This window comes from Streptomyces chengmaiensis, assembly GCF_029846775.1.
In the GTDB taxonomy this organism is placed as follows: Bacteria; Actinomycetota; Actinomycetes; order Streptomycetales; family Streptomycetaceae; genus Streptomyces; species Streptomyces chengmaiensis.
On sequence record NZ_JARWBG010000015.1, the window covers coordinates 54,863 to 69,420 of the forward strand.

10 protein-coding genes are annotated in these 14,558 nt (G+C 66.3%); 9 read left to right on the plus strand and 1 reads right to left on the minus strand.

Annotation, left to right across the window (positions count from 1 at the left end; genetic code table 11):
* Positions 1 to 227: 227 nt before the first annotated feature.
* The 9 genes from QCN29_RS15125 to QCN29_RS15165 all read left to right on the plus strand — a co-directional run bounded on the left by QCN29_RS15125 (position 228) and on the right by QCN29_RS15165 (position 13,898).
* The gene (locus tag QCN29_RS15125) at positions 228 to 635 is read left to right on the plus strand and encodes a hypothetical protein (RefSeq protein ID WP_279928524.1); all 408 of its coding nucleotides are present in this window, start codon (positions 228 to 230) and stop codon (positions 633 to 635) included.
* Entirely contained in the window at positions 632 to 1,804 is a 1,173-nt protein-coding gene (locus QCN29_RS15130) for a hypothetical protein (RefSeq protein ID WP_279928525.1), read from the plus strand. Before QCN29_RS15125 ends, QCN29_RS15130 begins: the two co-directional genes overlap by 4 nt.
* The gene (locus QCN29_RS15135; protein WP_279928526.1) at positions 1,801 to 2,352 is read left to right on the plus strand and encodes a hypothetical protein; all 552 of its coding nucleotides are present in this window, start codon (positions 1,801 to 1,803) and stop codon (positions 2,350 to 2,352) included. Before QCN29_RS15130 ends, QCN29_RS15135 begins: the two co-directional genes overlap by 4 nt.
* Before the next feature lie 221 nt (positions 2,353 to 2,573).
* The gene (locus QCN29_RS15140; RefSeq protein ID WP_279928527.1) at positions 2,574 to 4,949 is read left to right on the plus strand and encodes a DNA topoisomerase; all 2,376 of its coding nucleotides are present in this window, start codon (positions 2,574 to 2,576) and stop codon (positions 4,947 to 4,949) included.
* 170 nt (positions 4,950 to 5,119) lie between these two features.
* Positions 5,120 to 6,109, plus strand: a complete 990-nt coding sequence (locus QCN29_RS15145; RefSeq protein ID WP_279928528.1) for a hypothetical protein — start codon at positions 5,120 to 5,122, stop codon at positions 6,107 to 6,109.
* 574 nt (positions 6,110 to 6,683) lie between these two features.
* The gene (locus QCN29_RS15150; protein WP_279928529.1) at positions 6,684 to 7,583 is read left to right on the plus strand and encodes a hypothetical protein; all 900 of its coding nucleotides are present in this window, start codon (positions 6,684 to 6,686) and stop codon (positions 7,581 to 7,583) included.
* 55 nt (positions 7,584 to 7,638) lie between these two features.
* Positions 7,639 to 9,933, plus strand: coding sequence for a hypothetical protein (locus QCN29_RS15155; protein WP_279928531.1), 2,295 nt, complete (start codon positions 7,639 to 7,641; stop codon positions 9,931 to 9,933).
* A 44-nt stretch (positions 9,934 to 9,977) separates the two neighbouring features.
* Positions 9,978 to 13,316: a hypothetical protein gene (locus QCN29_RS15160; protein ID WP_279928532.1), complete on the plus strand. Its 3,339-nt coding sequence runs from the start codon at positions 9,978 to 9,980 to the stop codon at positions 13,314 to 13,316.
* Positions 13,317 to 13,418: 102 nt separating this feature from the next.
* A complete protein-coding gene (locus QCN29_RS15165; RefSeq protein ID WP_279928534.1) occupies positions 13,419 to 13,898 on the plus strand; it encodes a hypothetical protein in 480 nt (159 codons plus the stop codon).
* A gap of 72 nt (positions 13,899 to 13,970) precedes the next feature.
* Here the strand turns inward: QCN29_RS15165 and QCN29_RS15170 are convergent, their stop codons facing one another.
* Entirely contained in the window at positions 13,971 to 14,540 is a 570-nt protein-coding gene (locus QCN29_RS15170; protein WP_279928536.1) for a hypothetical protein, read from the minus strand.
* Positions 14,541 to 14,558: the final 18 nt, after the last annotated feature.

A 14,558-nucleotide genomic window follows, 5' to 3' on the forward strand; every position in this document is an offset into this window, starting at 1 on the left:
GCCGTCACGCGAAAGTGGGGGTGGTCCGCAGCAGGCGGCCCCACCCGAGAGGAAAGGAATCGAGCAGGCCCACCTGCTGCGGCGATGCGCCGCCAGGGGGGACTGACTGGGCGCGACTGCGACTCTACTGGTATTCGAGAGGAACACAAAGAGCGCAGATCGCTTATCGGGTAGCGTTGATAAGATGGCCTCATAGATCAGTCAAATAAGGCAAGGAGAAGCCGCGCATGACCGTCACACAGGAGTTGGAGAAGACGACGCAGCCCGTGCGCGGCACGAAGAAGAAGCCGCCGGGCGTGACGCAGAGCAGCGGTAGTGGCCGCCGGGGCATGTTCGTCCGGCTGAATCCGGACGACAAGCAGCGCGCGGAGTACTGGGCTGACAAGCGCGGGTTCTCCTCGGTGAACGAGTACGTGGCCGAGGCGCTGGTCGAGAAGATCCGGCGCGAGAACCTCGACTACGATCTGCCGACCCTGGAGATCGCGCGACTCAACGAGCTTGTCGACCAGGTCGCGGCGCTGGCGAAGAACTCGGCGAACCTCGAACGTGTCGTCACCACAGGCTTCGGCTCCCTCATCGGGCTCACCCGCGGCGACAACTACCTCCTGGATGACGAGGACGGTGAGCTCGGATGAGCCGAGACTTCGCAGAGATGCTGGAAGCGGCCACACCCACCGCCGAGGCGATGGAGGTGGACACGTCCTTCCTCGACGCCTACCGGCGCGGCGGGTGTGAGGAGCTCAAGCGCGTCCAGGCCCAGGCGGCACAGCCTGAGCCTGAGGTGGCAACGCCCGAGCCGGCGGCGCAGCTTGATGAGGCCGGTGTCGTCGACTCTCAACCCGAGATTGAAGGTCTGCAGGCCGATCTCGATGAGGACGCCGAAGAGGATCGCCTGGACCTGGAGCCGGACCACGAGCCCGACGCCGGCGACTCCGAGCGGGCCGGCGGATCCAACCAGCGTGGTGGTGGTGACAGCGGTGGACAGGGAGGAACTGACGGGGTGCTCCCGGGCGGCGCACCGGCGGGCCCTGCGGTCGATGCCGTTCCGCCCCCCGGGGCACAACCGGACGTCGAGGACGCCACCACAGCAGAAGTCGCTGCCCATGACGTCGTCGCCGCACCGGATGAACCCGAGCATGTATCGCCTGGATCGCTGCAGCTCACCGACCATCAGGATGCCGTGCAGAGCCCGGCCTCGAAGGGGGGCTCGGGCAGCAGAGCCGAGACCTCCACGCTCCCCCAGTCGGGCTTCCGGCTCACCGGCGTGCAGAGCCAGCCGCACATCAAAGCGCTGCCCGAGAGCATCATGAACGCGCTGCGGGAGCAGCTGCGAGCAGCCGCGGTCCGCGAGCTGGGCGTGAACGACAGCACTGCTCGGGAGTTCAGCCGGCGGTTGAGCCAGGGCACGCTGGTGACAGCGTTCCTGCTGGCGCAGCTCGACCTGCGCCTTGATGCCGACCCTGCCACCGAGCGCGCGGTCGAGCTGTTCCGCTCCCGCGACCCGCTACTGGGCAGCGTGGTGGCACGCCTGGCGAACATCGAGGGCGCTGAACGCGAGCGGGACGGGTTGCTGCGCAAGCTGTGCGACGAGTTGGGCGAGGTGCGCCAGACCACCGCGGTGGTTGAGCAGGCGCTGGCGTACTCCATCGCCGACCGTACGGAGAACTTCCTACGGGGCTCGCACAACCTCCACGACGCGCCGATCACGCACAAGGAGGCGATCTATCTCCGGGACATGGCCCGGGAGGCGACCAGGAAGCAGTCGAAGCTTGAACGCGAGCGGGAAAGACGGCCGATTCGATGACCGCGACGGGCAAGGTGAAGCCCTTCCCCGTCCGGCAGCGCTGCAAGACGTGCGGCAAGGGTCTGGCCCTCCGCGCCCAGGACCCGCTGCACCTCGGCCTGTACTGCACTCTGCTGGCGGGTATGGCCTCGCCGGCCTCGCAGCCCGAGGACGCGCCGCGCGGATGCCGGACGCGACGTGAAGGGAGATGGGCCTTCAAGCGCCGCTACCGGAGCGAGCAGGAAATCCCCACGAGGCTCCGGGAAGATGCGTCGACGAGCTGGTACTGGTGCGAGGAGAGCTATCGTGCGATTCACCTCGGCCACACGCGCATGGGCGAGCGGGAGAAGTTCCGAATGTTCGAGGACCTTGCAGCAGACCTGCCGGATCTGCTGATCAAGCTCAGGGGACAGGCGACGCGCAAGCAGGTCGCCGAGGTAGCTGGAGTGCGGCCCATCCAACTGAAGGAGCTGGAGGAATGCCTGAAGCACCCTGAGGGGCTCGAGACGCTCGGCAAGGTGCTGCGGATGAACCACGTCCGGCTCGGTGTGGCGATGCCGACTCGGTAGTAGCGCTCGGCAGACGGAGACCCCCGAGAAGTCTCTTCTCGGGGGTCTCCTCCTTTTCCGACGAGCGGCGATTGCCCGAAGAGCGCGCCAGTACCGGATTTCTCTACACACCCGTAGCACCACCCAAGGGTCTCCCTGAATGACCATTCGACTCCCATTCGGACACCCCTTTCAAGTAGGATCGAACTCGCTTACGGGTCGATGACGATAAGGAGTCTGGCGTGGTCGCGATCGTGGTGGCGGAGAAGCCGAGCGCAGCGAGGAACATGGCCAGCGCCCTCGGCGGTGCGAAGGGCAGCTACAAGGGCACGGTCTACGAGGTGGCGAGCCTGCGGGGCCATCTCTATGAGTTCGCCCAGCCGCACGCGATGGTGGACCCCTCTCTCGCGGACGCCTACCAGAAGTGGGATCTGAGCAATCTGCCCTGGGATCCCGATGATCTGACGTGGAAACGCGAGCCGCAGAAGAACGTCGCGGACGTCATCAAGACGCTGCGCAGCGCGCTCGGCCGCGGCGACGAAATCGTCATCGCCACGGACCTGGATCCGTCCGGCGAGGGCGACCTGCTCTTCTGGGAGGCAATCAACGAACTCGGCTTCCATGGCAAGCAGTTCAGCCGCATGGAGTTCACCGATGAGTCGAAGGCTTCGATCCAAAAGGCCTTCGAGCAGCGCCGGCCTGTGAAGTCCATGCAGGACGAGGGCGACTACCGCAAGGCGATGTACCGCTCCCAGTGGGACTTCCTCTCGATGCAGTTCACTCGCATCGCCACGGCGATGGGCCGCCAGTCCGGCCAGGACCTCGTGCTGCGCCAGGGCCGGCTGAAGTCGGCGATGGTCTCGCTCGTCGGCGACCAGCAGAAGGACTACGACACCTACGTCAAGAAGCCGTTCTTCCAGAACCGCTTCCGCGACGAGAACGACGTCATGTACACGAATCCGGACGAGCCGCGGTTCGACCAGAAGGGTCAGGTGCCGCAGTCGTACGGCCCTTCCGCCGTCGTCCTGGACAGCAAGGCGGACAAGAAGACCGCACCGCCGAAGCTGCTCGACCTTGCCTCCCTGTCTTCGATGCTCGTCGGCAAGGGAGTGAAGGCGAACCTGACGCTCTCGACCTACCAGAAGATGTACGAGGACCAGGTCGTCTCCTACCCGCGCACCGAGGACAAGACGATCACCCCTGAGCAGTTCAAGGACCTCGTGCCGCTGGTCGACAAGATCGCCGCGGTGGTCGGCGTCGACGCCAGGCTTCTGACGCACCGCCGGCCCCGTCCCACGCATGTGAAGCCCCAGGGCGCTCACGGCGCGAACCGTCCGGGACCGAAGGTGCCCTCGTCGCTGGACGAGGTCGAGCGCAAGTACGGCAAGGCCGGGCGGCTCATCTACGAGCTGCTCGCGAAGAGCTATCTGGCCATGCTCGCCGAGGACTACCTCTACGAGCAGCAGAAGGGCCACGTGGAGAAGTACCCGGACTTCGTCGGCATCGCCAACGTGCCCAAGTCCCCTGGCTGGCGGGCCGTGTTCGATCCGGACGCCGGCGACGGCCCGGCCGAGGACGACGGGAAGGAGTCCGGCAAGGGCCTGGGCCGGAACGCTGAGCCGTTCATCTTCGAGGGCGCGAACAAGCGCCCCGAACACCCAACGATGAAGTGGCTCATGAAGCAGCTGGAGAAGCGTGACGTGGGCACGGGCGCGACCCGCACGTCGACGTACTCGGAAGTCACCAACGACAGGGCGAAGTATCCACTGCTGACCGAGAAGGGCCGGAAGCTCAGGCTGGCGCAGGCCGGCGAGATGAGCTGGCGGCTCCTGCCCGGCACGCGCATCGGCGATCTCGGGCTCACCGAGAAGGTCTACGCCGACATGCGCGACATCGCCGCCGGGAGGGCGACCGCCGAGGAGCGTCTGGCTGTCGTCGCCGACTGGGTGCGCGAGGACATCGCCACGATGGCGAGGAACGCCGCGTCCATGCGCGCTGAGCTGGGCCTGAAGGAGCGGGTCGACGCCGCCCGCGCCGAGGGTGTGTGGCAGGTCGCTCCGGGCGGCCCGAAGAAGGTCACCTTCAAGAAGGTCTGGTCGGGCCACACGTTCAGCGATGACGAGGTGGCGAAGCTGCTCGCGGGCGAGACGATCTCGTTCGAGGCGAGGTCGACGGAGGGCAAACCCTTCACGGCCACCGGTGCGCTCGGCGTCGGCGACTTCAAGGGCCGCAAGTTCGTCGGGTTCCAGCTGGAGGTGCCGGACAGGCCGACGAAGTGGTCTGGTCGGACGTTCACGCCGGCGGAGGTCACAGCGCTTCTGGCAGGCCAGTCGCTGGAGATCGACGACTTCGTCAGCGCGCGGACGGGCAAGACCTTCGGCTGCAGGGTCAGCTGGGACGCGAAGGCAAAGAAGATCACCTCTGATCTCGGCTCCGAAGACGAGCCGCCTCGGTCCTGGTGCCAAGTGACCTTCACCGACGCTCAGCGCAAGGACCTGGCGGCGGGCAAGACCATCCAGGGCACGGGCTTCGTCTCGTCCAAGGGCAAGACCTTCGACGCCCGCATCTCCTGGAAGACAGAGGGCGGCAAGAAGAGAATCGTCCCGACGTTCGGTTGATGCCGGACGGGCACTGACGAGTAACAGCGGGCTCCGGACCTCGGGGCCCGCTGCTGCCTTTTCACGGCAGCGACAGCGACCGCATGAGGATGCGATGGGGACGATGACCGGAGTCGTTCAATCCATGCAGGTAGGTCCGTTACCACACTTAGGATCGCTAGGGTTCTGGGGTGACGAACGTCCCGCACCGCCACTCGACCTGCTGTGGACACGAGCGCCTGGCCCCGTGCGACGATGCCCACGACGCCTACCGGCAGCTCGCCGCCTGGACCGCCGAGGGGTCCCCGTACAAGCTGGCCTCCGGCGGTTTCTCCGCCGAGGCCCGCCGTCACTACCGCGCCTACACCACCGCCTGGCTCAACTGGTGCGACCTCAGAGACAGACTCGACCCCTACGCCTGCGCACGGGCCAACATCGGGGTGTGGATCTCTGACGAGCACGAGAGCACCGCCCTTGCCACCCGGGCCGTGATGGTCTCCGCCGTCACGAGCTTCTACCAGCACCTGCTCGCTCTGGGCGTCACCTACGGGGTCGACACCGAACTCACCCGGGCCCGCCTCGCCGGGGCCCCCGTGCCGACCGACCCCAAGCGCACCGGCTTGAGGGGAGACGGCCCGAGGTGGATGATGCACGCCGCCGACCGTCTGACCGGCCGCGACGCCCTGCGCGACCGGGCCCTGATCTACCTACTGCTCAACAGCTACTTCGGGCACGAGAAGCTACGCCCCGGCACGATCCTCGCCCTCGACCTGGAGGACCGGGTCAACGAGGGCTTCCGAACCAGCTGGAAGGTGCGGCCCAAGAACGCCGAGGACACCGCCCTGACCACCCTCACCGTCAACCGGGACGCCGCCCGCGCGCTGGACGCCTACGTCGGGCGCACCGTCGCCGGGACGTACGAGCCCGACCCGCTCACCGGCCGTGTCATCAGCCCAGCCCGCGGCACCTACCTCTCTCGGGGCGCGCTGCTGACCGGGTCTTCCAACCGGGCCCGGGGCGCTCGCCTGGCCCGCTCCGACACGATCAACCGGATCGTGCGCGCCGTGGTGGCCTCCCACGAGGAGTTGGCCCCCTACGCGGACGTGCTGAGCGCCGACTTCATCGCCGCGACCCCGCCACCGCGCAAACGCCCCAGGGACGGCGAGGGAGGCAACGGGTAGGGAGGTCGGGGCCACCTGAAGCTGAGGGCGCCGACGGTGTGCTGGGCATCGAAGTCGCGCCAGGCGATCAGCCGCCCCTTGGTCATCTTCGATCGGACCGGGGCTTCGGAGTTCGGCGGGGTGAGCCGCTTCGCCCAGGGCAAGAACCTGCGGCCGTCATAGCCGGGCGGGGCGGACCGCTCCACCACTGCCACCAGGGACGCGCGACACCCCCAACAGGCGCCCCTGCCGGCCTCACCCTTTGGCACCGACCCGCCAAAAGACCCTCGCCCAGGACGATTGAGTCGATGCACTGGCCGCGCTCACCTGGACGACGACGCCCCGCGCTTCGAGGCCGTAGTAATGGGCTGAGCGCCTCTGCTTCCGTGGCATGGCTGCTCTGTCAGCCGTTCAGACGACACCCGATAACCCGAACTCGCCAGTCCGAGCCATCGAACGTCGCCATTCAAGCCCCTTTCGCTCTCGATTCGAATGACCTATCTAAGATAGGCTGTCATCTACACACCTCATACATGAGGGCTTTTCAATAGGCAAGTCAATGACCTTTGGGGTTGCAGGGGGAGATGAGGGATCCATGGCGAAACTGTCCTACAAGGTGCCGAGTTCGCTGAACAGGAGCTTCCTCGACCACGAGGTCACTCTAAGCAAGGGAGGTTGGGCGGCCAAGCCCTCCCCGATCAAGCAGCTACTCTTCTTCGGCGGCGGCATCCTCGCCCTCCTGTGGTTCAGCACGTCGACGTTCGTCGCGAGCTCGGGCCCAGTCGCCATCACGTTCTTCGTCCTCTGGGGACTGGCGGCCATCGCCTACTTCGGCGGGCTGATGAAGACGAAGGAGCTGCGCATCATGCGCGTGCCAGCCTTCCTGGCGTATCTGCCCCGGAAGGCCCGCCACGTCTTCACCCGTCGTAGCTCGAACCCCACGGACTTCTACTCGATCGTCGGCATCGACGGGATCGACGAGGACGGGCTGATCCACTTTTCCGACGGCGGCGAAGGTCGGGTCTACCTGGTCGTCGGCTCGGCTAGCTACCTGCTCTTCGATGAGGACCGAGTCGGGATCCTCGATCGGGTCGACTCCTTCTGGCGCAAGGTCGAGACGGCCTGCGAGCACAGCTTCATCACGACGAAGGAGCCGCAGCGGATCTACCACCAGGTGGCGAACCTGGAACGGCGCAACCAGGCCCTGCAGGTCCGCGATCCCGATCTGATCGAGCTGCAGAACGAGCAATACGACATTCTCACGCAGCACGTGGGCGGGAAGTTCACCTCGATCCACCAGTACCTGCTGCTCAAGGGCAAGAACGCCGACGCACTGCGCAAGGGGCACCAGGTCCTCCAGGCCGAGGTCGGCGGCTCGACTCTGATGATCAAGGAAGCCTCGATGCTCGACCGCGAGGAGGCCCTGCCGATGCTCCGGGTCTTCTACCAGGGCATCGACGACGAACTGCTCGATCTCAAGGCGTCGCTGAACTGACCAGCGCCAGGCCGGCCACCACGACGAGGAACGAACGAAGGACACCATGGCGCTGATGACGAAAGTCCGGGCACAGCTCGGCATTCCGGGAAAGAAGCCCGACGAGACGAATGAGACCGCGGAGCTTGTGGTCGATGATCCGCGCGCGGACGGTGCTGCTCAGGCTGAGGGCGTGCGGGACGCTGCGCCGGCGGACGACGCAGCCGATGAGGCCGCCGAAACGAAGAAGAACTGGTGGCAGCGCCGCCGGGAGGTGAAGCACCTCCAGGGCACGTTCGACGCCTACCCTCACCTGCTCGCGCTGAAGCCGAAGGAGAAGTACCTCTTCCGCTCCGACTACTTCGAGGTCGACGGCTCCGTCGCCTGCATCCTGGCGTACTTCCACGACGACGCCGCGCACGACGACTTCGCCGCCTTCTGGGGTATCGACCGGATCCCGGACGGCCTGGACGAGCGGGTCACCGCCGTCGTGCTTGAGCAGGTCAAGCGGATGGATGAGAAGTGGATCGACTCGTACACCAAGCAGTCGGAGAAGCTGGACCGGCTGGATGCGAACGAGCAGGAGGAGACGGGCACGACCTCCTCCAAGCGCAAAGCCGCGAAGATCTCCGGCGACCTCGGGATCACGATCGGCGAGATCCAGGACGGTGCGAGCTACCTCTCGGTGCACAACCGGCTCTTCCTCAAAGCCCCCGATCTGGCGACCCTGGACGACACGATCGACCGGGTCACGCGTCTGTACATCGACCGATTCGGCACGCTGAAGGCTGCGCCCTACGCCGGCGAGCAGCGCCAGGAGCTCTCGGGCCTGTGGAAGAACAACGAGAAGAAGAAGGGCAAGGGCTTCCACTTCACCTCGACCGAGCTGGCCGGCTCGTACTCGCTGGTGACCAATGGCCTCAACGACAAGGGCGGCGAGTACGTCGGCTACATGGTCGGCGACGTCAACAACAGCGCCGTGCTCATGGACGTCAACGCCTACGACCACCACGTGATCGTCGCCGACGCCACGCTCAGCGAGTACCTCGACCGCCAGCGGGTGGCCAACATGTGGTGTTCGAAGATCTCTCAGGCGGCGCTGCTGAACAACGGCCAGGTCGTCCACCTCGTCCTTGACGGGGCGAACCTCGACAAGCTCGGCCCGAGGTTCGAGCGGCTCACCTCGCGCGTGGACCTGAATCAGGGCGACGTGAACATGTTCGAGATGTTCGGTGAGGAGGAGGACGAGCTGACGGTCTTCTCCGCCCAGATGGAGAAGCTCAAGCTGATGTTCGAGCAGCTCTACGAGACCAGCGACGGAGCGATCGGCTCGATCATCCGCAGCGCCCTCGAAGACACCGCGACCGACTTCTACATCGAGCAGGGCATGTGGCGGCACAACGCCAAGGAGCAGCGTCACCGCCTGCGCGTGGTGAACATCCCGCACACCCAGGTGCCGCGTCTTCAGATGTTCGTCTCCTACGTGGCAACCGCGCACAAGGCACTGTTGAACTCCAGCAAGACCGACCCGGACCAGCTGCGCGCCTACAACGTGCTCAGGGGCATCGCCAGCGCGATGCTGAGCACCAACGGCGACCTGTTCAACAACCACACGGCCTCGGCCGTGGACGGGGTCCGGGATTCGCGGCGCGTGGTCTACGACTTCTCGCGGCTCATGCGCCGTGGCAAGGGCGTGGCGATGGCGCAGCTGGTGAACATCGTCGGCTTCGCCGTTGGCAAGCTGGGGCTCGGCGACACGGTGATCGTCCACGGCACCGAGCACATCGACGACCGGGTGAAGAAGTACATCAAGGACCAGTTCGATCACATGCACGAGCGCGGTGGCCGGGTGGTCTACAGCTACAACAACGTCGACACGATGCTGGCCGACAGCGACTTCAACAAGTTCGACGCCGCGGACTTCACGCTCTTCGGTCCGATGCGCGACGGCACGGTGGCGGAATACCAGAAGCAGCTGCACCAGCGGATTCCGCCGGATCTCGCCCAGCTCATCACGACCAAGGGCGGGAATCTTACGTACCTGCGCCGGGGCGTCTCCAACGTGGTCTTCCACTTGGACCTGGCACTGGGGACCAACCCCTACCGCGAGGCCCAGCGCAGGCAGGTCCGCCTGGAGGCGGCCAGGGCCGAAGAGGCGGCGCGGATGGACGCGATCATGCACGACAAGCCGGCACCGGGCGCGAACCTCACCAGCATCCGGAAGCACAGCGAGGGCGGCGACGGCGAGGCTGACGCGGGCCAGAGCGACAGGGGCAAGCGCCGCGACGGCAAGAAGAACCTGCAGCAGCCCGAGGACGGCCCAAGGCGGCCGGCGAGGAAGCCCAGGCCGAAGAAGCTGGTCAAGGCATGAACGAGGTCAGCACTGATACGAAGGCGAGGAGCAGGGGAGAGACCATGAACGGGACGATCGCGGCGGTGGCGCGGCTGCATGCCCGGGCCGGCCACGGCGGTGGCAGAGCCCGCCAGGGCAGACTCGCGCGCGGGATCGCCCTCATGCTCCTGGCCGCGCTGTTCGTGCCGGTCCTCATGATGGCGACCTCTTCGCCGGCGTCCGCGGACGACGAGAAGGAGCGCGACAACTACAGCCTCTACCAGCTGGCTTCGAATGCGAGCTCGTACTTCAGCGAGAAGAACTCGCCGTCGAACGACAAGGGCATGCACGAGAACTGGAAGCCGGTCGTCGGCAGCCCGGCCTCGGGCGGCTCCATGCTCGGCTACGCCGACCCGGACTTCAGCCTGGGCAACATCGTGGGCTGGTTCTTCGCCGAGGTCTCGGGGTCCTCCCAGACCGTCACGTACGAGACCCTGGCCGCGAAAGACGACAAGGGCAACGCGAAGTACTCGGGCATGCTCGACTACGCGCACTTCGGGGCGGCGAACGCCGACCTCGGCCTGGACACGATGTCCTCGGGCATCGGCGGCCAGATCGTGAGCGTGATCGGAGGCTCCGTCATCTGGGTCCTCTACGCCCTGGCGCTGGCGGTCGGCACGCTGTTCTACGTCGTCCTCCAGTTCCTGAAGCTCATCAACCCCTTCCTGTGGTTCTACCAGGCAGTCAGGGCGGTCAATCCGACCTTCGCCGACGGGATGACGGGAGGTGACACCGGAGGCGGCGCACTCTCGGGCCTCCAGCACTGGATCAGCGGCTGGTACGGCCTACTTGTCGATATCTCGTGGCAAGTGCTGGTGCCGATCTTCATCGGCTTCCTGCTCATCGGCCTGGTCATGTTCAAGAAGATGGACCGGGGTTCGGCGATCAAGAAACTCATCGTGCGCGTCGTCTTCATCGGCGTCGGCCTGCCGCTCATCGGTTCGATGTACACCAGCGTGCTCGACAAGTTCGACGACTCGGTTCTCGGCCAGCATGCCGGTCCGACGCGCGTCGTGCTGAGCACGTACGTCGACTTCGAGGCGTGGATGATCAACGACCGCCTCGGGATCCCGGACCAGGCCACTGTCTCCTGGAACGGCGACCAGGCGAGCTCTGACGCGATGATGTCGGTGCGCACGAGCGCGCTGGCGATCAACAAGCAGTCCCACGGAGCGACGTTCAACGGCATCGGCATCGGCACGAAGGCCAACGACGCCGAGTCAGCCTGGAAGGACGGCACGGTCTCCGCCGGTACCGGCGCGTCGGACGACTTCAAGGCAGTGTTCTCGACCTTCGGGGTCATCGGCAAGTACATCGCCAGCAACGAGATCGCAGCCTCCGACTTCGAGTCGGGGATCAAGAGCTCGATCACGCAGCTGGACGAGAGCTCGGAGGACAAGAAGAGCTGGTTCGTCGACAAGGACAGCTACGGCGACGTGGAGGAGTTCGGTGAGGAGGAGGGGCCGAAGCCGGTCGATCACCCGGTGATCTCGACGGACGGCACGGGCCTGACCTCCTCTCGTCCCGGCAAGGACTCGACAATCTTCACGACGACCGGGACGAAGAGCAACTGCGGCTTCACGGTGGGCAAGACGCCCTCCTCGTGCAACCTGTCTCCTCTAGCGGCGTACAACTACCTCAACACGGGGTTCAGCCCCAGCTCGCTGAACATGTACAGCTCGAACAACGCCACGTCCGGCTTCACCCGCGAGAACCACATGGCCGTCAGCCAGGTGGGCACGGGGCCGGCGAAGTTCATGTACTGGTCCAACGCAGCCACGGTCCTGGGCTCCATCGTCCTGCTTGGCTTCTGGTACGCCATCGGCATGCTGGCCGGCTCGGTCAAGCGGATTTTTGGCCTCGTAGCGGCCGTACCGTTCGCGACGCTGGGCGCGATGCAGGCAATCGCCAAGGTGATCGTCTACTCCATCGCGCTGATCCTCGAGGTCCTCGTCACGCTGTTCATCTACCAGTTCGTCTCGGAGTTCCTGATCTCGGTCCCGGACATCATGGCTGGACCCGTGTCGAGCTTCATGAGCCCGGGCGGCCTGTGGGGCAGCGCTGCGTTCGGCGGGATCATCGTGGTGATCCTGACGCTCATCTCGTCGCTGCTGATCGTGGGCGTCACCTTCGCTCTGCTGCGGGTCCGCAAAACGGTGCTGCAGGCGATGGACGAGGTGGTCACCAAGCTCGTGGACAAGTTCCTGGAGACCAACACCGCGCCGAAGCCGGACAAGGGCGGGCTGATGCCTGCTCTGGCTGCAGGTGTAGGGGCTGGCGCGGGTATGGCCATGGGCAACAAGCTCGCCAACGGGTTCAACAGCAAGACCAGCGGTCCGGCGTCTCCGAGCACGGGCAAGCCCGCGGGCAAGACGGCATCGACGAACGCCGGCGGCACGAACGGCAACGCCACGGCTCTGACTGCTGGCAAGCAGGCGCTGGCTCTGGAGGGCGGCGGAGAGGGTGGCCCGGGCGATCCGAACAGCCCGGCACTGGACGGTGGTCCTGGCAGCGGTGGCTCCGGTGGCGGCAGCGGGCCGGCTGGTGCTCTGGGCGCGTCCGGCCAGGGCGACGGTTCCGACGACAAGGGCGGTCCGCTGCAGCTGACCAGCGGTGGAGCGGGCAGCTCGCACTCGGACAAGCAGACGGCACAGAATCTGAGCAACCAGGGCGGCCTGTCGAACCTCGGGTACACCTCGGACGGCAACAAGGTCATCCCCGGCGAGGTTCTGGCCTCGTCCACGGAGCCGTCGAGTTCTCACGGTGGTCCTCAGGGGCAGAGCAGCGCTGACAGCGCTGGTTCTGTTCCGACCAGCGGAGGCCGTAAGGCCGTCGCCGGTCAGACGGGCCCGGCGCAGTTTGGCATGGGTGCCCAGGGTGCGCAGAGTCAGCAGGCTGCACCGCAGCGCTTCAGCGGCGACGCTGTGCCTGGCCCGGCTCCTGCTTCCGGGCAGCCGGCCGCGCCGAGCACGCGTCCGACGCACTCCGCTCAGGACACCGCTGCCCCGAGGCAGCTGGGAGCTGGAACGTCGGCTCCTCGTCCCGTGGCCGTTCCGGTTTCGGGTCAGACTCCGGCTGCGCCTGGTGCGCGGACTCCGGCTCGGACGCAGGCAGCGAGTCAGCCGGGTTCGATCCAGGCGTCGACGCCGACGCCGCGCCAGACGCCCGCCCCGCGGGCTCAGGCTCCGCAGACGTCGGCTCCTGCACCGGCTTCTTCGCCGCGGCAGACTCCGGTTCCGCGCCCTCGTCCCCGTCCGCGCCGGGTTGCCGATCCGGCCCCTCAGAGCGTGGAGACTCCGGAGCCGCAGCAGCGGCCGGCCGGTGGTCTTCGCCGGCGCCGGCGCGAGAAGCCGCAGGACTGATCGGGCGAGCATGGAGGGCTGAGCACCCGGTGAGGATGATCGCAATGGTCGTCCTCACCGGGTGCGTCGTCTTTTGCGGGGCAGGAAGAGAAGGGGAAGAGCATGAGGCTCGGATCGAGGCTTCGCGGCGAGTTCCCGCGCGGCTGGTGTCGCTCGGCGCGATGGTGGATCACCGGGATCCGCGACCTGGCATTGAGCACTGCGGCGGCCGTGGCCACCGTGGTGTTCGTCGGCGAGATGAAGCGCGCTGTGCGGCAGCGCGACGAGCCGCGGACTCTGGCGCGCCTATCCGGCACGTTCGAGGGGTACGTGGCCAGCCTCTTGGTCAACAGCGCAGGCTTGGCCGTTCTGGTCACCATGGCGATCGAGGATGGTCTACCGGTGGTGCTGACGGCGGTGCTGGCTGAGTGGTGTCTGCTCAACATCGTCATCAGTGCCACGGTGTTCGTCCTGGTGGCCCGGTCGAGGATCCGGCAGTCGACAGCATGGGCTGAGCTGGATTTCGTCGAGCAGCACGCGCCGAAGTACGGCCGGCCACCGGAGACGATTGAGGAGTACCGGGCGCAGCAGCTCCAGGAGTAGGTGTCAGAGAAAGGACAGAACCCCGTGGACGTGATGTCCACGGGGTTCTGTGCTGCCTGGGTGGTGCGGCAATCAGCTCTGCTGGTTGCAGTCCTTGGCCATCAATGCCTTCGCTTGGTCGCTGGCGGCGGGGACGAGCTGTACCTGGTCGATCGAATAGGTGAAGGTGTACCCGAGCGTGATCATGCTGTTCGACATCGAGATCGAGCCGGATCCCGGGTCAGTGCCTGTCTGGTCGGAGCCGTTGACGTCGTCCCAGAGCACGCTGGTCCGGCTGTCGTTGATCGTGCCGGTCGAGAGAACCTGGTACTGCCCCTTGTCGGTCGTGCCGTCCTTGACGATCGAGCCGTGCTTGATGTCGTCGAGGGCCTTCGTGGTCAGCTGGCACTGCTGGTCGCCAGCGGTGACGTTGATGTAGGTGATCTTGTGGCCTTCGACGGCTGCGATGCCGCCGCGCGCCCCGTCGGTGATGGAGATGTAGGCACCGTCGAAGCTGGGAGCCTGGCTGCTGCTGGGGCTCTGCGAGGAAGCAGCATCGCTGCTCCCGCCGCAGGCGGTGAGCATGAGCGCGCCCCCGGCCAGGGCCACGGCGAACACGGCGATCCTGGTCCGCGTCGCATGCGCGGTCCTGGTGGTCTTCATGGTGTTCTTCCTTCGTTC

Excerpts from the sequence above, each read along its gene's own strand:
- QCN29_RS15125 (WP_279928524.1), top strand. The coding sequence starts at position 228 with ATGACCGTCACACAGGAGTTGGAGAAGACGACGCAGCCCGTGCGCGGC.
- QCN29_RS15130 (WP_279928525.1), top strand. The coding sequence starts at position 632 with ATGAGCCGAGACTTCGCAGAGATGCTGGAAGCGGCCACACCCACCGCC.
- QCN29_RS15135 (WP_279928526.1), top strand. The coding sequence starts at position 1,801 with ATGACCGCGACGGGCAAGGTGAAGCCCTTCCCCGTCCGGCAGCGCTGC.
- QCN29_RS15150 (WP_279928529.1), top strand. The coding sequence starts at position 6,684 with ATGGCGAAACTGTCCTACAAGGTGCCGAGTTCGCTGAACAGGAGCTTC.
- QCN29_RS15155 (WP_279928531.1), top strand. The coding sequence starts at position 7,639 with ATGACGAAAGTCCGGGCACAGCTCGGCATTCCGGGAAAGAAGCCCGAC.
- QCN29_RS15160 (WP_279928532.1), top strand. The coding sequence starts at position 9,978 with ATGAACGGGACGATCGCGGCGGTGGCGCGGCTGCATGCCCGGGCCGGC.
- QCN29_RS15165 (WP_279928534.1), top strand. The coding sequence starts at position 13,419 with ATGAGGCTCGGATCGAGGCTTCGCGGCGAGTTCCCGCGCGGCTGGTGT.
- QCN29_RS15170 (WP_279928536.1), bottom strand. The coding sequence starts at position 14,540 with ATGAAGACCACCAGGACCGCGCATGCGACGCGGACCAGGATCGCCGTG.